At 71.7% G+C, this 21,006-nt stretch carries 17 protein-coding genes; 11 read left to right on the top strand and 6 right to left on the bottom strand.

What is annotated here, in order from left to right:
• Positions 1 to 28 precede the first annotated feature (28 nt).
• Entirely contained in the window at positions 29 to 211 is a 183-nt protein-coding gene (locus tag ABCR94_RS21965) for a hypothetical protein (RefSeq protein WP_347121440.1), read from the top strand.
• Between the two features lie 154 nt (positions 212 to 365).
• Here the strand turns inward: ABCR94_RS21965 and ABCR94_RS21960 are convergent, their stop codons facing one another.
• Positions 366 to 518: a hypothetical protein gene (locus ABCR94_RS21960; protein ID WP_347121439.1), complete on the bottom strand. Its 153-nt coding sequence runs from the start codon at positions 516 to 518 to the stop codon at positions 366 to 368.
• Positions 519 to 714: 196 nt separating this feature from the next.
• On the opposite strand from ABCR94_RS21960, the gene ABCR94_RS21955 reads away from it, so the two are divergent.
• From ABCR94_RS21955 to ABCR94_RS21930, 6 genes are all read left to right on the top strand, one after another.
• Positions 715 to 2,253, top strand: a complete 1,539-nt coding sequence (locus ABCR94_RS21955; RefSeq protein ID WP_347121437.1) for a leucyl aminopeptidase — start codon at positions 715 to 717, stop codon at positions 2,251 to 2,253.
• Between the two features lie 310 nt (positions 2,254 to 2,563).
• Positions 2,564 to 3,952, top strand: a complete 1,389-nt coding sequence (gene lpdA / locus ABCR94_RS21950; protein WP_347121435.1) for a dihydrolipoyl dehydrogenase — start codon at positions 2,564 to 2,566, stop codon at positions 3,950 to 3,952.
• A 47-nt stretch (positions 3,953 to 3,999) separates the two neighbouring features.
• Entirely contained in the window at positions 4,000 to 5,754 is a 1,755-nt protein-coding gene (gene sucB / locus ABCR94_RS21945; protein WP_347121434.1) for a 2-oxoglutarate dehydrogenase, E2 component, dihydrolipoamide succinyltransferase, read from the top strand.
• A gap of 175 nt (positions 5,755 to 5,929) precedes the next feature.
• Positions 5,930 to 6,553, top strand: a complete 624-nt coding sequence (locus tag ABCR94_RS21940; protein ID WP_347121433.1) for a GntR family transcriptional regulator — start codon at positions 5,930 to 5,932, stop codon at positions 6,551 to 6,553.
• Between the two features lie 206 nt (positions 6,554 to 6,759).
• Positions 6,760 to 9,438 (top strand): pyruvate dehydrogenase (acetyl-transferring), homodimeric type, encoded by a 2,679-nt coding sequence (aceE, locus tag ABCR94_RS21935; protein ID WP_347121431.1) that lies wholly within the window; start codon positions 6,760 to 6,762, stop codon positions 9,436 to 9,438.
• Positions 9,439 to 9,585: 147 nt separating this feature from the next.
• Positions 9,586 to 10,554, top strand: coding sequence for a helix-turn-helix transcriptional regulator (locus ABCR94_RS21930; protein ID WP_347121430.1), 969 nt, complete (start codon positions 9,586 to 9,588; stop codon positions 10,552 to 10,554).
• Between the two features lie 42 nt (positions 10,555 to 10,596).
• Here ABCR94_RS21930 and ABCR94_RS21925 read toward each other — a convergent pair whose 3' ends face one another.
• Together ABCR94_RS21925 and ABCR94_RS21920 are read right to left on the bottom strand one after the other, a co-directional pair.
• Positions 10,597 to 11,520 carry an SDR family oxidoreductase gene (locus ABCR94_RS21925; RefSeq protein WP_347121428.1) on the bottom strand — a complete coding sequence of 308 codons (924 nt, stop codon included), beginning with the start codon at positions 11,518 to 11,520 and terminating at the stop codon, positions 10,597 to 10,599.
• Between the two features lie 156 nt (positions 11,521 to 11,676).
• Positions 11,677 to 13,707 (bottom strand): amino acid adenylation domain-containing protein, encoded by a 2,031-nt coding sequence (locus ABCR94_RS21920; protein WP_347121426.1) that lies wholly within the window; start codon positions 13,705 to 13,707, stop codon positions 11,677 to 11,679.
• A 202-nt stretch (positions 13,708 to 13,909) separates the two neighbouring features.
• Here ABCR94_RS21920 and ABCR94_RS21915 point away from each other — a divergent pair, with 202 nt between their 5' ends.
• Positions 13,910 to 14,428, top strand: a complete 519-nt coding sequence (locus tag ABCR94_RS21915; protein ID WP_347122007.1) for a DUF4240 domain-containing protein — start codon at positions 13,910 to 13,912, stop codon at positions 14,426 to 14,428.
• A gap of 34 nt (positions 14,429 to 14,462) precedes the next feature.
• Here ABCR94_RS21915 and ABCR94_RS21910 read toward each other — a convergent pair whose 3' ends face one another.
• Together ABCR94_RS21910 and ABCR94_RS21905 are read right to left on the bottom strand one after the other, a co-directional pair.
• On the bottom strand, positions 14,463 to 15,614 hold the full coding sequence (locus ABCR94_RS21910; RefSeq protein WP_347121425.1) for a PP2C family protein-serine/threonine phosphatase: 1,152 nt from the start codon (positions 15,612 to 15,614) through the stop codon (positions 14,463 to 14,465).
• Positions 15,615 to 15,697: 83 nt separating this feature from the next.
• On the bottom strand, positions 15,698 to 16,225 hold the full coding sequence (locus ABCR94_RS21905; RefSeq protein WP_347121423.1) for a GNAT family N-acetyltransferase: 528 nt from the start codon (positions 16,223 to 16,225) through the stop codon (positions 15,698 to 15,700).
• Between the two features lie 48 nt (positions 16,226 to 16,273).
• On the opposite strand from ABCR94_RS21905, the gene ABCR94_RS21900 reads away from it, so the two are divergent.
• Both ABCR94_RS21900 and ABCR94_RS21895 read left to right on the top strand, forming a co-directional pair.
• Positions 16,274 to 17,173, top strand: coding sequence for a TIGR01777 family oxidoreductase (locus tag ABCR94_RS21900; protein ID WP_347121422.1), 900 nt, complete (start codon positions 16,274 to 16,276; stop codon positions 17,171 to 17,173).
• A gap of 226 nt (positions 17,174 to 17,399) precedes the next feature.
• Positions 17,400 to 18,704 (top strand): NAD(P)/FAD-dependent oxidoreductase, encoded by a 1,305-nt coding sequence (locus ABCR94_RS21895; protein ID WP_347121420.1) that lies wholly within the window; start codon positions 17,400 to 17,402, stop codon positions 18,702 to 18,704.
• Between the two features lie 141 nt (positions 18,705 to 18,845).
• On the opposite strand, the gene ABCR94_RS21890 is transcribed toward ABCR94_RS21895, so the two are convergent.
• Entirely contained in the window at positions 18,846 to 20,285 is a 1,440-nt protein-coding gene (locus ABCR94_RS21890; RefSeq protein WP_347121418.1) for an NsdA family TPR-like regulatory protein, read from the bottom strand.
• A 232-nt stretch (positions 20,286 to 20,517) separates the two neighbouring features.
• Between ABCR94_RS21890 and lipB the strand changes: the two genes are divergently transcribed.
• The coding region (gene lipB / locus ABCR94_RS21885; RefSeq protein WP_347121416.1) for a lipoyl(octanoyl) transferase LipB at positions 20,518 to 21,006 on the top strand (489 nt) is incomplete at its 3' end.

Raw genomic sequence — 21,006 nt, 5'->3', positions numbered from 1 at the left:
GGCGCGTCCTCGACCAGTGGGAGCAGAAATGCTGGCCTTCGTAGCAGCCGCGATCTTCTTCATCGCGTTCATCCTCCACGCGACCGAGACGTCGACCGAGGTGCTCTTCGCGCCGATGAGCCTCTTGCTGTTCGGGCTCACGATCCTGGCCGTGCATCTGGCCGGGGTGGGGGCGAACTGGACCGGCCGCGGACGTGGACGTCGGCGCTGAGCCGCCACTGCCGGAAGAGACCGAGCTCGGCTGCCGGCACGCGTCCGCCGGTGCGTCGCAGTCCGACCCCGGCGGCTCCGCCGTGCAGCCCGCGAGCGGGAGCAGGAGCAACACCGCGAACAGGCGCGTGCGCAGCGGCCCGCCCGCGCCGAGGTCAGGCCGTGGGCAGGGGCAGCTTCAGCGTGACGGTCTGCTGGAGCGCCTCGGGCCCGGTCCACGCCGAGCGCTGCCCTGCGTACGCGGCGCCGAACACGCAGTTGCCCCCCGGCAGTTGCTTGCGGATGCCTTCCGGGGCAGTGACGGGCACGACGCCCCCCACCCGTCACGTCCTCAACATGGCTGAGACACCTCTGGTGGGCGAACTGCTCGCTGCTGTGATCGAACGACTGAACCGCGCGTAGGCTCACAGTTGGCGCTCACCCGCCCCGGACGGCGATGCGCCGGGTACGGCCGACCCCACCCCCTCGGCCCACAGAACTCAATGGAAGCGAGATTTCACCACCGTGACTGCTCTCACTCTCAGCACTTCCGGCGCGGCGACGCTGCGCGCCGACGCCATCGTCGTCGGCGTCGCGAAGGGCGCCAAGGGGCCGGTCGTCGCACCGGGCGCCGAGGCCGTGGACAAGGCGTTCGACGGCAAGCTCGCCTCCGTCCTTGAGCTCCTCGGCGCCTCGGGTGCCGAGGGCGAGGTCACCAAGCTGCCCGCCCCGTCGGGCTTCAAGTCCCCGGTCGTGCTGGCGGTCGGGCTCGGTGCGGTCCCGGAAAAGGACGACACGTACGGCGCGGAGTCGCTGCGCCGCGCCGCCGGCGCCGCCGCACGCGCCCTGACCGGCTCGAAGAAGGCCGGCTTCGCGCTGCCCGTCGAGACCGTGGAGGACGCCGAGGCCATCGCCGAGGGCGCCCTGCTCGGCGCGTACGCCTTCCTCGCCTACCAGGACATCGAGAAGGACGGCACGAGCAAGAAGGACCAGAACGGCGCCAAGCTGCCGCTCGGCGAGATCACCCTGCTCGGCGCCAAGCCGCGCGACAAGGCGCTCAAGGCCGCCACCGAGCGCGCCGTGGCCCTGGCCGAGGAGATCAACCGCGCCCGGGACCTGATCAACACCCCGCCGAACGACCTGTACCCCGAGTCCTTCGCCGCCGTGGCCACCGCCGCCGGCAAGGAGCACGACATCAAGGTGCAGGTGTTCGACGAGAAGGCGCTGCTCAAGGGCGGCTTCGGCGGCATCATCGGCGTCGGCCAGGGCGCCACGCACGGCCCGCGCCTGGTGAAGCTCAGCTACACGCACCCCAAGGCGCAGAAGACCCTGGCGTACATCGGCAAGGGCATCACCTACGACTCGGGCGGCATCTCGCTCAAGCCGGCCGGTCACAACGAGACGATGAAGTGCGACATGAGCGGCGCGGCCGCCGTGCTCGCCGCCGTCGTGGCCGCCGCCCGCATCGGCCTCCAGGTGAACGTCACGGGCTGGCTCGCGCTCGCCGAGAACATGCCGTCCGGCAACGCGACGCGCCCCGGCGACGTCCTGCGCATGTACAGCGGCAAGACCGTCGAGGTCCTCAACACCGACGCCGAGGGCCGTCTGGTCCTGGGCGACGCGCTGGCCCGCGCCTCCGAGGAGCACCCGGACGCGATCGTCGACGTGGCGACGCTGACCGGCGCGATGGTGGTGGCCCTCGGCAACCGCACCTTCGCCATCATGGGCAACGACGAGTCCTTCCGTACCGCGATCCACGAGATCGCGGAGGAGGTCGGCGAGCAGTCCTGGCCGATGCCGATGCCCGCGGAGCTGCTCAAGGGCATGGACTCCCCCACCGCCGACATCGCGAACATCGGCGAGCGTGCGGGTGGCGGCCTGGCGGCCGGTCTGTTCCTCCAGGAGTTCGTCGGCGAGGACATCGCCTGGGCGCACCTGGACATCGCGGGCCCGGCCTACAACGAGGGCAGCCCGTTCGGCTACACCCCCAAGGGCGGCACCGGCACCTCGGTCCGCACCCTGGTGCGGCTGGCCGAGCGCACCGCCGCAGGCGACCTGGGCTGACACCTGCCGCCGCACGCGGGCCCCGGGATGTGTCCGGGGTCCCGCGTGCGGCTGCGGGCGTACGAGCGATTTCGCCCTCGATGAAACTCGGCGGAAACCGTACGCCCGTACACCCGAGTAATTCCGAGAAGAGCGGTCCATGACCGTCTCGGACCCCGGCCCCCCGTCCCGCCTCCCGTCAACAAGTGCGAAGATGGGTTCTCGGCAGGACAGGGCCCCCACCACAGGGCCGAACAAAAAGCGGCCGAACACCAGCCGCCGCCCGGTCTTCGGTGACCGGCGACCGGCGCACATGCATGGAGGACGTGACGTGGCGAACGACGCCGGCACCGTTTTCGACCTAGTGATCCTCGGCGGTGGCAGTGGCGGTTACGCCGCCGCTCTGCGCGGAGCGCAGCTGGGCCTGGACGTCGCACTGATCGAGAAGAACAAGCTCGGCGGCACCTGCCTGCACAACGGCTGCATTCCGACGAAGGCCCTGCTGCACGCGGGCGAGATCGCCGACCAGGCGCGCGAGTCCGAGCAGTTCGGCATCAAGGCCACCTTCGACGGCGTCGACATGGCGGGCGTCCACAAGTACAAGGACGACGTCATCGCCGGCCTGTACAAGGGGCTGCAGGGCCTGGTCGCCTCGCGCAAGGTGACGTACATCGAGGGAGAGGGCAAGCTCTCCTCCCCGACCTCCGTCGATGTGAACGGCGGGCGTGTCCAGGGCCGCCACGTCCTGCTGGCGACCGGCTCCGTGCCGAAGTCGCTGCCGGGCCTGGAGATCGACGGCAACCGCATCATCTCCTCGGACCACGCGCTGACGCTGGACCGGGTCCCGAAGTCCGCGATCGTGCTGGGCGGCGGCGTCATCGGCGTCGAGTTCGCCTCCGCGTGGAAGTCCTTCGGCACCGAAGTCACCATCGTCGAGGGCCTGAAGCACCTCGTGCCGGTCGAGGACGAGAACAGCTCGAAGTTGCTTGAGCGCGCGTTCCGCAAGCGCGGCATCAACTTCTCGCTCGGCGCCTTCTTCGAGAAGGCCGAGTACACCAACGACGGCGTCAAGGTCACCCTCGCCAACGGCAAGGAGTTCGAGGCCGAGCTGCTGCTCGTCGCGATCGGCCGCGGCCCGGTGTCGCAGGGCCTCGGTTACGAGGAGCAGGGCGTCGCGATGGACCGCGGCTTCGTCCTCGTCGACGAGTACATGCAGACCAACGTGGCCACCATCTCGGCGGTCGGCGACCTCGTCCCCACCCTCCAGCTCGCGCACGTCGGCTTCGCGGAGGGCATGCTGGTGGCGGAGCGGCTGGCCGGTCTCAAGACCGTGCCGGTCGACTACGACGGTGTGCCGCGCGTGACGTACTGCCACCCCGAGGTCGCTTCGGTCGGTATCACCGAGGCGAAGGCCAAGGAGGTGTACGGCGCGGACAAGGTCGTCGCTCTGAAGTACAACCTCGCGGGCAACGGCAAGAGCAAGATCCTCAAGACCGCGGGCGAGATCAAGCTCGTCCAGGTCAAGGATGGTGCCGTGGTCGGCGTCCACATGGTCGGTGACCGTATGGGCGAGCAGGTCGGCGAGGCTCAGCTGATCTACAACTGGGAGGCGCTGCCGGCCGAGGTCGCGCAGCTCATCCATGCCCACCCGACGCAGAACGAGGCGATGGGCGAGGCTCACCTGGCCCTGGCCGGTAAGCCTCTGCACTCCCACGACTAGTCATCCCGGGCGCAACCACTTCACTTTCGTAAGGAGCAACTGAAACCATGTCGGTTTCCGTAACCCTTCCGGCGCTCGGCGAGAGCGTCACTGAGGGCACTGTCACCCGTTGGCTGAAGGCCGAGGGCGAGCACGTCGAGGTCGACGAACCGCTGCTTGAGGTATCGACCGACAAGGTCGACACCGAGATCCCGGCCCCCGTTTCCGGCATCCTCGCGTCCATCAAGGTCGCCGAGGACGAGACGGTGGAGGTCGGCGCGGAGCTGGCCCTCATCGACGACGGCTCGGGCGCGCCCGCTGCCGAGTCCGCCCCGGCTGCCGCCGAGGCCCCCGCCGCCGAGCCCGAGGCTCCGGCGGCACAGCCCGAGGCCGCTCCGGCGCCCGCGGCCGAGGCTCCGGCTCAGGCCGAGGCACCGTCCGGCGGCGCCTCCGGTACCGATGTCACGCTGCCCGCACTGGGCGAGTCGGTCACCGAGGGCACCGTCACCCGCTGGCTGAAGGAGGTCGGGGACGAGGTCGCGGAGGACGAGCCGCTGCTTGAGGTATCGACCGACAAGGTCGACACCGAGATCCCCTCCCCGGTCGCGGGCACCCTGCTGGAGATCCTGGTCGCCGAGGACGAGAGCGCCGAGGTCGGCGCGAGGCTCGCCGTCATCGGTGCCAAGGGCGCGGCCCCGGCCGCGCCCGCTCCGGCGCCCGTCGCCGCTCCGGCAGCCCCGGCACCGGCTCAGGCGGCCCCGAAGCAGGAGGCACCGGCTCCGGTCGCCGCGCCCGCTCCGAAGGCCCCCTCCGTTCCGGCTCCGCAGCAGGCATCGGCCGCTCCGGCGCCTGTCGCCGCTCCGGCAGCCCCGGCGCCCGCCGCCTCCAGCGGTGACGCCGAAGGCGCGTACGTGACCCCCCTGGTCCGTAAGCTCGCCGCCGAGAGCAGCGTCGACCTGTCCTCGGTCAAGGGCACCGGCGTCGGTGGCCGTATCCGCAAGCAGGACGTCATCACCGCCGCGGAGGCCGCCAAGGCCGCCGCTGCCGCCCCGGCCCCTGCCGCCGCCGCCTCGAAGGCTCCGGCCCTTGAGGTGTCCCCGCTGCGTGGCCAGACCGTCAAGATGACCCGCATGCGCAAGGTCATCGGCGACAACATGATGAAGGCGCTGCACTCGCAGGCCCAGCTGACCACGGTCGTCGAGGTCGACGTCACCAAGCTGATGCGACTGCGCGCCCAGGCCAAGGAGTCCTTCGCCGCCCGTGAGGGCGTCAAGCTGTCCCCGATGCCGTTCTTCGTCAAGGCCGCTGCCCAGGCGCTGAAGGCCTACCCGGTCGTCAACGCCAGGATCAACGAGGACGAGGGCACCATCACCTACTTCGATACCGAGAACATCGGTATCGCGGTGGACTCCGAGAAGGGTCTGATGACTCCGGTCATCAAGGGTGCGGGCGACCTCAACCTGGCCGGTATCTCCAAGAAGACCGCGGAGCTGGCCGGCAAGGTCCGCGGCAACAAGATCACTCCGGACGAGCTGTCCGGCGCGACCTTCACGATCAGCAACACCGGCTCGCGCGGTGCGCTGTTCGACACGGTCATCGTGCCCCCGAACCAGGTCGCCATCCTGGGCATCGGCGCGACCGTCAAGCGCCCGGTGGTCATCAACCACCCGGACCTCGGCGAGACCATCGCGGTGCGTGACATGACGTTCCTGGCGCTGTCCTACGACCACCGCCTGGTCGACGGCGCCGACGCGGCCCGCTACCTGACGGCCGTCAAGGCCATTCTGGAAGCCGGCGAGTTCGAGGTCGAGCTCGGTCTGTAGGCCCCAGCAGGACCGTACGCGTGCTGTCGGCGCCCCCGCCCGGAACATCCGGGCGGGGGCGCCGTCGTATTGTCTAAGACCGCACCCCATTTGTCGGTCGGTCTAAAGCCTCCGCTTGTCCAGAATCTCCACCCGTCCAGGGCCTCCACGTCCACCACCGCGCCAAGGAGCCTTCATGACCCCGCCCGTCGTCCACTCGCTGCGCGAGCAGATCCGCGAGCACATCGTGGAGGGCATCGTCAGCGGACGCTGGAAGCCGGGTGAGCGGATCGTGGAGCGGCGGATCGCGGTCGAGCTGGAGGTCAGCCAGACGCCCGTGCGCGAGGCGCTGCGGGAGCTGGAGACGCTGCGGCTGATCGAGTCGGCCCCCAACAAGGGCGTACGGGTGCGGAACCTGTCCGCGGCCGATCTGGAGGAGAGCTATCCAGTCCGGGCCGGGCTTGAGCAGATCGCCGCGGAGCTGGCCGCGGAGCGGCTGGCCGAGGACTGCTCGGCGCTTGAGCCCCATGTGGCGGCGCTGTACGAGGCGGACCGCACGGCCGACGGGACGGCGCAGGTCCGGCATACGGTCGCCTTCCACCGGGAGCTGGTGCGAGCGGCCCACAACGGCGTACTCCTGCACACCTGGGAGGGCCTGGGCATCGAGGTCTTCACCGCACTGGCGATCCGCTGGCTCGGGACCGTACAGAAGTCGTACGCCGAGGAGCACCAGGACCTGGTCGAGGCGTTCCGCCGACGCGATCCACGGATCGGCGCTCTGGTGAAGGAACACGTGCTCGGGTGTGCTCCGCGTGCCTGATTTCAGCCGATTCACGAAGGCACAGCGTGCCCTCTTCCGTGGCACGGAATGCCACTTTTGGGATACGGAGAAGTTTTTCGCTTCAACCCTTTGATCGATCATCGATCAGCGCCTTACAGTCGACGACGGACCCACCAGTCCACAGCCCTGTCCTGCCAGCCAGGGCCCCCCTTTCTCCACCCCCCTCCTTCACGGAAGGCGGCGTCATGACCGACCCCGCACGCAAGCTTCCGAGCGAGCTCGACCAGCTCCCGGACCGCGACCCCGAGGAGACCGCCGAATGGGCGGACTCCCTCGATGCCGTCACCAAGGCGGCGGGTCCGCACCGTGCCGCGTATCTGCTGCGTCGCTCCCTCCAGCACGCCGAGGGCGCGGGAATCGCGCTGCCCAAGCTGCTGGAGACCGATTACGTCAACACCATCCCCACCGGCGCTGAGCCCCAGTACCCCGGTGACGAGGCGATGGAACAGCGCATCACCGCGTGGAACCGCTGGAACGCGGCCGCCATGGTGACTCGCGGCTCGCGCTTCGGCGTCGGCGGCCACATAGCCACCTTCGCCTCGGCCGCCTGGCTGTACGAGACCGGCTTCCAGCACTTCTTCCGGGGCAAGGAGGCGGACGGATCGGGCGACCAGCTCTACATCCAGGGCCACGCCTCCCCCGGAATCTACGCCCGCGCCTTCCTCGACGGCCGTATCAGCGAGCAGCAGCTCGACAACTTCCGGCAGGAAGCGGGCGGCCAGGGCCTCCCTTCCTACCCGCACCCGCGCCGGCTGCCCTGGCTGTGGGAGTTCCCCACCGTCTCCATGGGCCTGGGCCCGCTCTCCGCGATCTACCAGGCGCGGTTCAACCGCTACCTGACCGGACGCGGCATCAAGGACACCGCCAACTCGCACGTCTGGGCGTTCCTGGGCGACGGCGAGATGGACGAGCCCGAGTCGACCGCCGCCCTCGCGCTGGCCGGTCGCGAGCAGCTCGACAACCTGACCTTCGTCATCAACTGCAATCTGCAGCGCCTCGACGGTCCGGTCCGCGCGAACTTCAAGATCGTGCAGGAGCTGGAGGCGCAGTTCCGCGCCGCCGGCTGGAACGTCGTCAAGTCCCTCTGGGGCTCCGCCTGGGACGAGCTGCTGCGGCTCGACACCACGGGCGCGCTGGTGCGCCGCCTGCGCGAGGTGCCCGACGCGCAGTTCCAGACGTATGCCACGCGTGATGTCGCGTACATCCGCGAGCACTTCTTCGGCGCCGACCCGGCGCTGGTGCAGCTGGCCGGTGTACTCACCGACGCGAAGATTGCCGAGTGTTTCCACACCTCGCGCGGTGGCCACGAGCCCCGCAAGGTGTACGCCGCCTACCGCGCCGCCGTCGAGTTCAAGGGCGCGCCGACCGTGATCCTCGCGCAGACGGTGAAGGGCTACACGCTCGGCGCCGGCTTCGAGTCGCGCAACGCCAACCACCAGATGAAGAAGCTCTCGGGCAAGGAATTCCGCACGATGCGGGACCTGCTCGACCTCCCCATCCCGGACGCGAAACTGGACGAGGCCCTGGTGCCTTACGGCCACCCGGGCGCCGACTCCCCCGAGATCCGCTATCTGCACGAGCGCCGCGCGGCGCTCGGCGGCCCGGCCCCCGCGCGCAAGGTGCACCCGGTGGCGCTGCCCGAGCCCTCCGACAAGGCGTTCAAGGCGGCACTGAAGGGGTCGGGGACGCAGGAGATGGCCACCACCATGGCCTTCGTGCGTCTGATGAAGGACCTGATGCGGGAGAAGGAGACCGGCAAGCGCTGGGTTCCGATCGTCCCGGACGAGGCCCGCACCTTCGGCATGGAGTCGCTCTTCCCGTCGGCCGGCATCTACTCGCCGCTCGGCCAGACGTACGACCCGGTCGACCGCGACCAGCTCATGTACTACAAGGAAGCCAAGGACGGCCAGGTCCTCAACGAGGGCATCACCGAGGCCGGCTCCATGGCCGACTTCATCGCCGCCGCCACGTCGTACGCGACGCACGGCGAGCCGATGATCCCGTTCTACATCTTCTACTCGATGTTCGGCTGGCAGCGCACGGCCGACCAGATGTGGCAGCTCGCCGACCAGCTCGGCCGCGGCTTCATCGTCGGCGCGACGGCCGGCCGCACCACGCTCACCGGTGAGGGCCTGCAGCACGCGGACGGCCACTCGCATCTGATCGCCGCGACCAACCCGGCGTCGCTCAACTACGACCCGGCGTTCGGGTACGAGATCGCCGTCATCGTCAAGGACGGGCTGCGCCGCATGTACGGCCCGGACCCGGAGAAGAACGAGAACGTCTTCTACTACCTGACGGTCTACAACGAGCCCAAGCGCCAGCCCGCGATGCCCGAGGGCGTCGAGGAAGGCATCGTCAAGGGGCTCTACCGCTTCAACCAGGGCGAGGCGCCGGCCGCGGACTCACCGCGGATCCAGCTGCTCGCCTCGGGCACGGCGATCCACTGGACCCTGGAAGCCCAGCAGCTGCTGGCCGCCGACTGGGGCGTGGCCTCCGACATCTGGTCGGCCACCTCCTGGAGCGAACTGCGCCGCGACGCGCTGGCCTGCGACGAGGCGCTGTTGCAGGGCGAGCAGCGCACGCCGTACATCACCCGCGCGCTGGCCGGGGCCCCCGGCCCGGTGCTGGCGGTCAGCGACTGGATGCGCCAGGTCCCGGACCAGATCAGCCAGTGGGTCGAGCAGGACTACACCTCGCTCGGCACGGACGGCTTCGGTCTGTCCGACACCCGTGAGGCGGCGCGCCGGCACTTCGGCGTGGATGCCCAGTCGGTCGTGGTCGCGGCGCTCGCCGCGCTGGCCCGGCGCGGCGAGATCAAGCCGGAGACGATCAAGGAAGCACGGGAGCGGTACGGGCTGTAGTCGCCCCCGCGCCCCTGCGCCCGCCCCTCGTCGCGCTGCGGCGGGGGCCTGCGCGCTTCGGGCCGCGGGGCGCTCGGGCCGGGCTTCGCACGCGCCCGCGGGCCCGCGCTCCGGGCCGCGCGCGCCGTGGCGCGGCACAATGCCTCCATGCGCGCTGCCCGGCTCATCAAGATGGTGCTCCTCCTCCAGTCCCGGCCCTCCATGACCGGGGCCGAGCTGGCGCACGAGCTTGAGGTGTCCGAGCGGACCGTCACGCGGGACGCCCAGGCCCTGTCGGAGGCGGGTGTCCCGGTGTACGCGGACCGGGGTCGGACCGGTGGGTACCGCCTGGTCGGCGGCTACCGGACACGGCTGACCGGGCTCGGCCGCAGCGAGGCCGAGGCGCTCTTCCTGTCCGGGCTGCCGGGCGCCCTGCGCGAGATGGGCCTGGAGGACGCCGCGTCCGCGGCCCGGCTGAAGGTGTCGGCGGCGCTCCTGCCCTCGCTGCGGGGCGCCCCGGACTCGGCGGCGCAGCGCTTCCATCTGGACGCGCCCGGCTGGTACCAGGAACCCAAGGTGCCCAAGGCGCTGCCCGCCGTCGCCGAAGCGGTCTGGGACGACCGGCTGCTGACCGTCCGCTACGGGCGGGCCGACCGGGTGGTGGAGCGGGAACTGGCGCCGCACGGGCTCGTGCTCAAGGCCGGCGTCTGGTACCTGTGCGCCCGCGCGGAGGGCGACTTCCGGGTCTACCGCCTGGACAGATTCACCGCGGTGGCCGTCTCGCAGGACCGGTTCGAACGGGACGAGGACTTCGATCTACCGGGCTTCTGGGCGGAGCGCGCGGCCCAGTTCAGCCGGTCGATCCTGCGTGCGGAGGTCGTCGTACGCCTCTCGGAGGAGGGCGTGCGCTCCCTGCCCCACGTCACGGACCGGTCCGCCGCCCAGGAGGCCCTGGCGGCGGCGGGCCCGCCGGACGACCGGGGCCGGACCACGGTCACACTCCTGGTGGAGTCGGCGGAGGTGGCGTACGCGCAGCTGCTGACCCTGGGTCCGGAGGTGGAGGTGCTCGAACCCGTGGAACTGCGGGCGCGGTTCGCGGAGGCGGGGGCCAGGATGGGGGCGCTGTACGACGGCTGAGGGCCACCCCTCAGCCGTACAGCCACTGTTTGCGGCAGTCGGTCAGCGGTAATCGCTCGCCGGCGCGTCCTTGCCGCCCATCGCGACCTCCGAGATGTACGCCCAGGCGTCCGGCCTGCTGCCGTCCGCGTCCGTGAATCCGTACACCTTGGCGAGCTGCCCGCTGGAGAGCGACTGCCCGCTCCAGCGCGCCCGCTCGGGGTCGGCCGCGACGGCCGCGACCGCCCGTCCGACGAACACCGGTGATTCGGCGATGGCGAAGTGCGGGTCCTTCGCGATCGCGTCCCGCCAGTTCTCCTCGGTGACGCCGAAGTGGTCCAGCATCTGCTCGGAGCGCAGGAAGCCCGGGGTGACCGAGACCGCAGTACCGCCCAGGTCCTTGAGGTCCTCACTCAGGTTGTACGCCATCCGGATCGGGCCGTTCTTGGCCAGGTCGTAGTAGAAGTTCTCGCGGAAGTCGCGGTTGGATTCCGCCGTGCCGTCGGTGACCTCGACGACAAGACCGCCCCGGTTCCTGATCAGCAGCGGGAGGGCGATGCTGCTGGTGATGATGTGGCTCTTCACGCTGAGTTCCAGCATGCGCAGGCCCTGTTCGAGGTCGGTCTCCCACATCTTCTTGCCGAACACGACCAGGTGCTCACCGCCCCAAAGGTTGTTGACGAGGATGTCGAGCCGCCCGTGATCGCGCTCGATGCGCGCGACGACTTCGCCGACCTGGTCCCGGTCCAGATGGTCGGCGGCCAGCGCGATACCGACGCCGCCCGCCGCGGTGATGAGCTCGGCGGTCTCCTCGATGGTCTCCGTCGTACGGCCGACCTCGCTGATCCGCTCGCGGGTGGTGCGCCCGGTCGCGTACACCGTCGCGCCCGCCGCCCCGAGCTGCACCGCGATCTGCCGGCCCGCGCCCCGGGTGGCCCCGGCGACCAGGGCGATCCGGCCTGCCAGTGGTGCGTTCTGCTCGCCCATGTCTGCTCCTCCGTGTGCTTCCGCGTGAATACGCGCGCCGCTGTCGTGCTTGCACCTCGACACTGCCACCGAAAGCAGACATCTCCTGTCGGGTATTCGGTATTCGGTATTCGCGGGAGCTCTCGTTCGGCTCGGGTATGCGCGGGGACCTCACGTTCAGCGCAGCGCGGCCAGCGTCCCGCCCTCCGCCAGGGTGGCGCGCAGGGTCGCGTCGGCCCCCTCGGGGGCCCGTACCGCCATCGTCGGTCCGGCCGCCGTGGCGCGCACACCGCCGGTGGCCTCGATGCGGGTGATGCGGCGGCTGCCCGCCGCGAGGAGGTACCAATCGCCGGACTTGGCCTTCCAGTTGGTACCCGCCAGGACGTGCTGGCCGAAGCGGCTGCACGAGGCGGTGTTCTTCACCTCGGCCACCCGCACACCGGGCGCGGTCCGCGACGAACCGGGGAGCTGGAGCTGGACCAGGACCCTGCCGGGGCCCTGCCAGGTGTCGGCGCGGGTGCAGACCCAGGACGCGCGGCCGCCGGACTCCGGGAGCGCCTGCTGGGCGTACACCCAGTAGTTGACGGCGCGCACGCCCGAACCGCGCAGCGAGTCGAGGTGGCAGGCACCGCGCGCCCAGCTCAACAGGGCCGGGCCGCCGGTCGCCTCGCGGGGCTGGCGGGCCGGGGCGCCGCTGCCGGGCGGCGGCGTGTAGGTGAGGTGTACGGGGGCGAGGTCGCCAAGGTCGGTGACCAGGAAGGCGTGCTTCTCCACGATGAGTTCCGACGACCGCAGCTGAAGCACGGGCCAGGAGTCGCAACTGCCGCCGCCCGAGGGGCCGGGGACGGCATCGGTGACGCCGTCCTTGCCCACCGCGAGTCCGCGCGCCGGGGTGTCGGGCTTCAGCAGGTCACGGGTGGCGGACTCGGCGATCCACGGCGCCATCAGATAGCGGGCCCCACCGGCCCGGCGGGCCACGACGAGCGCCGCGGCCGAGGTGACGTCGGCGTCGTCGGTACGGGCGAAATCGAGCACGGGGGCCCCGGAGCCGGACTCCGGCTCGGCGTACCTGACCACGCGCTGCCCGTCGTGCAGCAGCACCACGGCGGCGCCGTCTACCTTTCCCGCGTACAGCAGGCGGGGCGGCTGCGCGGGCGCGGCGGTGGCGGTGTCGGGGGTGGCGCTGACGCGCACTTCACGGGTGGGGCCTGCCCACACGGCGAGGGCACGGCCGAGCAGGGCGCGGTCGTCGGTGCGGTCGCCGCGGGCCGGCCAGGAGGTGAAGTCGACACGGGAGGTGTCGGCCCACTCCCCGGCCGGGGCGCGCAGGAGGCGCGCGGGGTCCAGCGCCCGCCCCGCCGCGGAGCGGTCCACGGGCCCGGCGGCCACGACGGGGGCGCGCGCGTCCTCGCGCGCGTCCCCGGCTCCGGCCAGCGCGGGCAGCGTCACGGCGGCCAGCGCGACCACCGCGGCCACAGCGACGGCCGCCCTGCCCCGCTGCCGCCTGCGCAGCAGATCCGTGGGGCGGGTGTGCACGAAGCAGGGGTCGAACTCGCCGGAGAGCAGCAGCGATGCGGAGCCCCCGCCCGTCTCCTCCCCGGCCGTACGGGCCAGCCGCTCCGCGGTGCGCAGGCTGAGGCCCGCCTCCGCGACGCCCGCCTCGGTGAGCAGGGTGCGGGTCTGCGCATCGGAGAGCCCTTCGAGTCGACGCAGGGCGAGCGCAGCCCTGGTCGGCGCGTCCGCCCCGGACAGCACCTGCTCCAGCGCCAGCTCGTCGGCGCCACCGGCCGCCGGGAAGAACCGCAGCCCCCAGACGGCGGGCAGGACGTGGCGCAGTGCCGTGGGCGCCGGGAGGCGGGCGGGCCACCAGCCGGGGCGCCGCTCGTGGGCCAGCGCGTCGTGCAGCACCCGGGCGCGGACCAGGGCGTATCCGGGGTTCGTGGCCGGGGCGCCGCGCTGGGCCGGGACTCTGGGCTCCGTCGGCAATTCGCTTCGGCCGGTGCGGATCCTTGGCAGGGCGCGCTGCACGGTGGCGTGGGCGGCGAGCACCCGCCGGTGGCGGCCCAGAGCGGGCGGCAAGGTGATAAAGGCGAGCCGGACGAGTCGCGGATAGTGCTCGACGAGTGCGGCTTCGGCCTGTTCCACGCTCACCGCGGAACCGATGGCTCCGGTCAGCTCCGACGGCTCCGGCTGGTCTGCGATGCGCATGACGAGGGCAACCCCTTAGAGGGTGAGTAATCGTGCTTCGCTTGCCCTTCAAACGAGTGAATCATGGGACGGTCACACCGGATGCGCCCCCGGTTGACTCCCCGCACCCCTCGGACGTGCGCTCGAACGTGAGTAACGAGACAGCCGCATACGGTGCACTCCGCGTGCGCCCGCGTGTTTCAACCCCGATGCTTGACCCGTGATGGACGAGACGGACTTCTGGGAGATCATCGACAGCACCCGCGTGGCCGCCGAGGGCGACCCCGAGGATCATGCCGACCTGCTTGTCGAGCGCCTGCTCCAGCGCGACCCCGATTCCGTGCTCGACTTCGCCAGACATTTCGAGGTGCGCTACAACCGCGCGTACCGCTGGGACCTCTGGGGCGCGGCGGCCGTGCTGCTCGGCGGCGCGAGCGACGACGCCTTCGACTACTTCCGCTGCTGGCTGATCGGCCAGGGCCGGGAGGTCTTCGAGGGCTCGCTGCACGATCCGGACAACCTGGCCGATCTTCTCGACGAGTTCGACGACGAGATCGACGGTGACGGCGAGGAGCTGGGGTTCGCGGCGGACGAGGCGTACGAGCAGCTCACCGGCGCGGTCGCCCCTGAGCTGGGCGTCCCGGCGCAGGCGCCCGAACCGGAGGGATCACCCTTCGACTTCGAGAACAACGACGCCCTGGCCGACCGCTATCCGCGGCTCTGGGAGCGGTTCGGCGCGTAACAATCCACCTGTCGCAGCCGCCCGCCCGCCGTTGCTAGTGGCGGCGGGCGGCTGCTGTCTGTGCGCGGTCATGGACGTCACCGGGCGCGAGTGCCAGCAGGGCCACATCGTCGTGGACGTCGTCCGCGCGGCCCACGAAGCGCACCAGGTCCTTGCGTACGGCCTCGGTGAGGCCAAGCAGATCCGCGGAGGGCACCGACTCGGCCAGGGCGGCCAGCCGCCGCTCCAGCGGGTAGAAGCTTCCGGCCGCATCCCGCGCCTCCGTCACGCCGTCCGTATGGACCAGGATCCGGTCCCCCGGCTCCAGCGGCACCGAGACCACCTTGGGCGGGGCCACTCCCGCCAGTCCCATGCCGAGCGGCGGCGACGAGTCCACCGGCAGCTCGTGCGCGGCCCCGCCGCGCAACAGCAGCGGCGCCGGATGGCCGCAGCAGATGATCCGTACGACGGAGTCGTCGGCCGGGAACTCCAGCACGAGCACGGTCGCGAAGAGCTCCGCGTGCGTCACCGAGCCTGCGTCGACCACCAGCCGCCGGTCGAGCCGCGCTGCGATCCCCGCCAGGTCCGACTCGTCCAGCACTGCTTCCCGGAAGGCGCCGAGGAGCGCGGCGACCGTGGAGACCGCCGCCATCCCGTGCCCCTGCACGTCCGCCACCACGGCCCGTACGCCATGAGGCCCTTCGCGTACGTCGTACAGGTCCCCGCCCACCAGCGCCCCGCGCTGCGCGGACCGGTACAGCCCCGCGCAGCGCACCCGACCCACCGCGGCGGGCAGCGGCGGGAGCACCGCGAGCTGGGCGGCCTCGGCGACGGTGCGGACCGTCACCAGTTGCTCGTCGCGCTGGGTGCGCACCCAGGCGATGACCACGCTGAGCAGGATCACCATCAGCACGGCGAGCAGGTCGCCGGCCTCGACGTACCAGATATGGCGGCTGTACGGCAGGGACAGCACCAGCAGGGTGAGGGCGCCGAGCACGGCGACGCTCAGGGGGCCGTAGGCGAGGGCCGCGACCGGCGGCAGGGCGACAAGGAAGAAGCCCAGCTGAACGCTCTCGGGGGTGACGAGCTGAGCGAGGCTCAGCAGCACCAGGATCAGTACGGGCAGCAGCTTGAACCAGCGTGGCTGCGGCGCCCCGGTCAGCCACTTGGGGGCCTCGCCCGCGCCCCTGGCCCGTGTCGAGCTCATCGGTCCGCGCGCCCCGGGCGCATGGCGTGGGGCGCTGGTGCGGGCGGCGTCCGGTGATCGTTCATCACTCGCCCCACTATCGCTCAGGGAGCCAGTGTCCGCCCCATGAGCACATCGTCGACGTACTTCCCGTCCAGGAAGAACTCGCCCGGCAGCACACCCTCGACGCCGAAGCCCTCCGACGCGTACAGGGCGCGGGCGGGCGCGTTGTGGCCGAGCACCCGCAGGGTGATGCGCACCGCACCCTGCCGCCGCGCGTCGTCCATCGCCGCGCGCAGCAGCGCACGCGCCACGCCGCGTCCTCGGGACCACCCCGCCACGGCGAGGCCCTGGATGAGCCGCACGTGCGCGTTGGCCGCGAGGTGGCTGGGCCCGAGCAGCCTGATGAAACCGGCGATCCGGCCGTCCACCTCGGCCACCAGGATCTCCTCCGGCGGGTACTTGTCGTCGAAGAAGGGCGCGTACGGCGGCTCGGCCCTCGGATGTACGGCGTGCAGCGGTGACCAGGTGTCCCGGGCGAGCTCGGCAAGGTCGTTGTCGTCCGCCCGGGTGGCGGGCCGTATGAGGGGCTTCACGGCGTCGGAAGGACTCGGAATCATCGGCTCGGACATGCCCGCCACTGTGCCACGGGAGCCCAACGGGCCCGGATGCGGGGCAGGATGGGTCCCATGCGGATCGCAGTCACCGGCTCGACCGGTCTTATCGGAACGGCGCTCGTGCGCTCCCTGCTCGCCGACGGGCACGAGGTGGTGCGCCTGGTGCGGCGCCCCTCGCGCACGAAGGACGAGGTGACGTGGGACCCGAAGCGGCAGTACGTCGACGCCGACGGCCTCGCCGGGTGCGGGGCCGTGGTCCATCTCGCCGGGGCGGGCGTCGGCGACCACCGGTGGACCGAGGCGTACAAGAAGGAGATCCGCGACAGCCGGGTGCTCGGTACGGCCGCGATCGCCGAGGCCGTCGCCTCGCTCGATGTGAAGCCCTCGGTGCTCGTGAGCGGTTCCGCCATCGGTTTCTACGGGGACACCGGGGACCGCGCGGTGGACGAGGAAGCACCCCCGGGCGCGGGTTTCCTGCCGGACGTCTGTGTGGAGTGGGAGGAGGCCGCCGCGCCGGCCGAGGAGGCGGGCGTGCGGACCGTGTTCGCCCGCACCGGTCTGGTGGTCTCGCGAGATGGAGGGGCCTGGGGGAAGCTCTTCCCCCTCTTCAAGGCGGGTCTCGGCGGCCGGATGGGATCGGGCCGCCAGTACTGGAGCTACATCGCGCTGCACGACCATGTGGCCGCCCTGCGCCACCTGATCGACACCGAGTCGCTCTCGGGTCCGGTGAACCTCACCGCGCCCCAGCCGGTCACCAACCGCGAGGTGACCGAGGCGATGGGGCGGGTACTGAAGCGGCCGACGCTCTTCACCGTGCCCGCGCCCGCGCTGCGGATCGCGCTGGGCGACTTCGCCGGGGACGTGTTGGGCAGTCAGCGGGTCGTGCCGCGGCGGCTGCTGGAGTCGGGCTTCTCCTTCGCGTTCCCGGGGATCGAGGAAGCGGTGCGGTCGGCACTGCGCTGATCGAATGCAGGCAACTCCCTTTCGCTGAGCGGCCATTGCGCTCCGGTTCTGCCGCTCTCGTGCCGCTCTGTGCTCCGCTTGTGCTCCGGTGCCCGGTCGGTGCGCGACTGTGCGCGGCTGCGTCCCCTCCTACGCTGCAACCCGGATCCGGTATCCGGATTTCGGTATTCCGCGGCCGAGGGGGCATGAGAACCCCGTCAGTCGCGCCGGCCTCGGGGAGGGGCACGTGCTCAGCAGCGCTCATCATGCGGACGTCGTCATTGTGGGGGCCGGCGTCGCCGGTCTCTCCGCCGCGCACCAGCTGACCAGCGCGGGTGTAACGGTCACTGTCTTGGAGGCAGCCCCTTACGCGGGCGGGCGAATGTCCACCGAGGAGATCGACGGATTCCGGCTCGACCGCATCGGCCAGGTCCTCAGCACCGCCTATCCCGAACTGCTGCGCACGCCGGGTCTTGGCGGACTCGCCCTGCGCCCGTTCACCCCCGGCGTCCTGGTGCACAGCGAAGGCCGCCGCTACCGGGCCGGAGCGGCGGGGAGCGCACGGGGCGCACTCACCGCCGCGCGCGCCATGAAGGGCGCCCCCCGCCCCCCGTTCGGCGGCGCTCTCGATCAGGCGCGCCTCGGCGTGGCACTCGCACGGTTCGCGGCCACGCCGACGCACCGGCTGACGGCCCGGCCCGAACTGCCCGCCCTCGAAGCCCTGTCCGGGCGCGGGCTCTCGCCCCGTACGGTCAACGGCTTCCTGCGCCCCCTGCTGTCCGCGCTGCTGTGCGACCCCGAACTGACCACCTCCAGCCGGTGCGCCGACCTCGCGCTGCGCGGTTTCGCACGCGGCAGGCTGTGCGTGCCCGCGGGCGGCGCGTCCGCGCTGCCCGAACTGCTGGCCGCCGCCCTGCCGCCCGGCACGGTCCGTACCGGCATACGCGTCACCTCGGCGTCCACCACCTCCGTGACCACCGCGGAGCACGGCGAACTCTCCTGCCGCTCCCTCCTGCTGGCCACCGGCGCCCGCGCCGCCGCCGGGCTGCTGCCCGGGCTGCGGATGCCGTCCTTCCATCCGGTGACCGTCTTGCACCACGCTGCCCCCGTGTCCCCGCTGAAGGACGCCGCGCTGCTCCTTGACGCCGACCGGAGCGGGCCCGTCTCGCACACCGCCGTACTCAGCGAGGTCGACCCCACCCGCGCCCCGCTGGGCAGGGCGCTGATCTCGTCGACGGTGCTCGCCGCTCCCCCGCCGGACGCCGACCGCGTCGTACGCGCCCACCTGGCCAGGCTCTACGGCGCCCCGACGGACGACTGGGAGCTCCTCGCCGTCCACCACGACCATGAGGCGGTCCCCGCCATGCCCGCGCCCCACGACCTGCGCCGCCCCGTGCGGCTGCTGTCGGGCCTGTACGTGTGCGGCGACCACCGCGACACGAGCACGGTGCAGGGCGCGCTCTACTCGGGCCGCCGGGCCGCGCACGCGATCCTGCACGACTTCGGCATCCGGCCGGGATACGCGACGGAGCAACTGCGCGACGCCGCCTGAGGCCGACGGGGCGACGGCCCTGGAGACCTCGCGCTCGGCAAGGCAGCCACGGCGCCGGCTCGGGTAAGCGGCGTACCGGCCAACTGAAGGCAGGCACGGACGGGCTCACACGATTCGAGCCCGTCCGGCCCACCACCGTCCTCACCCCAGCGCCGCGACCTTGTCCCGGTAGTTGCGTGCCGCCGCAGACTCCCGGTACGGCTCCAGCCGCTTCTCGAAGTCCCGTACGTACTCCAGCGCCCGCGCCGACCGCATCTCGCCCGCCTGCTGCGCCGACTCGGCACCCAGTGCGCACGCCTGGTCCAGCTCCCCGAGCCCGAGCCGCGCCGTGGCAAGCACCACCCGGCAGAAGAGCCGGCTGCGCGCGTACCCGGGCGACCGCAACTGCAGCGACCGCTCGGCGTGTTGCGCCGCCGCCCGGTACTGCTGGAGATCCCGGTGACAGTGCCCGAACTCGTCCGCCAGCTGCGCCTCGTCGAAGAAGCGCGCCCAGTGCGGCACCTCGTCGCCGGGCCGTGCCGTCTCCATCGCCCGCTCGGCCCGCACCAGCGAAGCCGTGCACGCCCGCACCTCGCCCAGCACACCGTGCCCGCGCGCCTCGACGGAGTGCAGCATCGCCTGGACGACAGCCGGCGCCGAGCTGCCGACCCCCTGCTGGGCGACCCGGGCCAGCTGCACCGCCTCCCGCCCGTGACCCAGATAAACCGCCTGCCTGCTCATGGTGACCAGCACATACGACCCGTAGGACCGGTCGCCGGCCGCCTGCGCCAGCCGCAGCGCCTGCACGAAGTACCGCTGGGCGAGGCCGTGCGCCGCGATGTCGTACGACGTCCAGCCCGCGAGCCGGGTCAGATCGGCGGCGGCCGCGAACAGCCGCCGCCCCGTCGCCTCCCCGTACGTACCGCGCAGCATCGGCTCCGCCTCGTGCTCCAGATAGCGCACCAGGGCCTGCCGCGCGTGCCCGCCGCCGTAGGCCTGGTCCAGCGTGCGGAACAGCTCGCCGACCGAGCGGAGCGCCGCGATGTCGCCCGAGGTGACGCGCTGCCCGGGGGCGCGGTCGGTCTGCCGTTGCCGGGGCACCACGGGGCGGCCCTGCACGGGCACCCGCACACCGTTCGACGGCTCTGGGCGCGCCACCCGGTCGTCGGGCCTGCCGATCAGCCAGTCCCGGCTCGGAACCACCAGACCGGCCGGAGTGAACGCGACCTTTCTCAACTCGGCATGGCTGCCGGAGTCCTTGCGCCAGAGCCCGCTGACGATGTCGATCGCCTCGTCGGGGGTGGCCGCGAACTCCAGCCCCGCGTAGACGGGCGCACACGCGTCGAGCCCCAGGTCCTGGGCGGTCAGCCGTCTGCCGAGCCGCCGGGTGAACACCTCGGCGATCAGGGCGGGCGTGGTGCCGCGCGGCTGCTGCCCGCGCAGCCAGCGGGTCACCGATGTCTTGTCGTACCGAAGATCCAGGCCGTGCTCCAGGCCGAGCTGATCCACCCGTCGGGCAAGGCCTGCGTTGGAGAATCCCGCTTCTGCGACGAGCGTGGCGAGCTGGCGGTTGGGTGTGCGCTGCGGAGGTCGTTCCGTCATCAGCTGTGCGGTCTCCTGCCTTCGGGGCTCCTGGAGTAGCCCTCATGGAACGGCGCGAATTTAGCGGCCCTGGCCGCCCGCACTGCCGCCTTCGCCCCGCATTCATCCGATCGTGTGAGGATTTCTGGAGTCGCTGACGAAAACGACCTGCCGGGGGTTCGCACTCCGCGCGGTCGTACAGTGGCGGAGGGCGCGCAAACGTGCACGGTGAAGGTTCTAGGGAGGCGTTGCCGTGAGTGAGCTGCGGTTTGTCCGTCTTGGGTTCGGCGAGGAAGCCGTCGAGTACCAGGAGGCCTGGCAGAAGCAGCGTGAGGTGCATGCGGCGCGGTTCGCGGACGAGGTCCCGGACACCTGCCTGCTCCTTGAGCACCCGCCCGTCTATACGGCGGGACGGCGCACCGCGGACAGTGAGCGCCCGCTGGACGGCACGCCCGTGGTGGACGTGGACCGCGGCGGCAAGATCACTTGGCACGGCCCCGGCCAGCTCGTCGGCTACCCGATCATGAAGTTGCCGCGCCCGGTGGACGTCGTGGCGCATGTACGCCGCCTGGAGGACGCCCTGATCCGCACCTGTGCGGAGTTCGGCGTAGAGACCTCCCGGGTCGAGGGCCGCAGCGGGGTCTGGGTGCTCGGTGACCCGGTGGAGGAGCGTCCGTCGTTCGGCGGCCTCTCCCTGGACTTCGACCCGCGGCTCCAGGACGAGGAGTTCGACCCGCGGATG

Origin of the sequence: Streptomyces changchenzhani (assembly GCF_039766235.1) — a bacterium.
GTDB lineage: Bacteria > Actinomycetota > Actinomycetes > Streptomycetales > Streptomycetaceae > Streptomyces.
Note: the sequence above shows the minus strand (reverse complement) of the source record. Positions and strands in the feature narration are given on the sequence as shown.